The following is a 570-nucleotide window of genomic DNA, read 5'->3' as shown; positions in this document are numbered from 1 at the left end:
CGCAATCCGGGCTTTTCATTTAGCCGGATGCGTGGCGGTGACGAGGTTGAAATTGAACGTAGCGTGATGTTTGACCTGATTGGTCTGCTCACTATTCCACTGCGCAGCACTATTGAAAGTAGCCGGTTTGAACAAGCCAAGCTGACCGCAGCATCCGAAGCAGTCCGCTTGGCTAGCGAAACCCGTCGTTCGTACTTCAGCGCCGTCGCAGCTGCTCAGACAGAGAAATTCTTGAGTCAGGTTGTGACGTCAGCCGAGGCTGGAGCCCAGCTCGCGCAGGAGCAAGCCAAGGTTGGCAACTGGAGCAAACTGGACAGGGCACGTGAGCAGGCTTTCTACGCGGAGGCGACTACGCAGTATGCCCGCGCCCGCCACTCGGCTACGGCAGCGCGTGAGCAACTTGTCAGGTTACTAGGCCTCTGGGGTTCGAACGTCGACTTCAAGATACCCGACCGCCTGCCAGACCTCCCACAAAAGCCGAATGAGCCGGGAGCGCTCGAGGCTCTTGCGATGGAGCAGAGACTCGACATCCAAATTGCCAAGCGGGACGTTGACGCTACCGCTCGGTCG

General features: G+C 58.6%; 1 protein-coding gene. It reads left to right on the top strand.

Annotation, left to right across the window (positions count from 1 at the left end; translation table 11 throughout):
- The coding region (locus NX775_RS23945) for a TolC family protein (RefSeq protein WP_258838257.1) at positions 1 to 570 on the top strand (570 nt) is incomplete at both ends.

This window comes from Massilia aurea, from assembly GCF_024753205.1.
In the GTDB taxonomy this organism is placed as follows: Bacteria; Pseudomonadota; Gammaproteobacteria; order Burkholderiales; family Burkholderiaceae_D; genus Telluria; species Telluria aurea.
The sequence above is the reverse complement of the archived record's forward strand: the minus strand, read 5'-3'. Positions and strand labels throughout refer to the sequence as shown.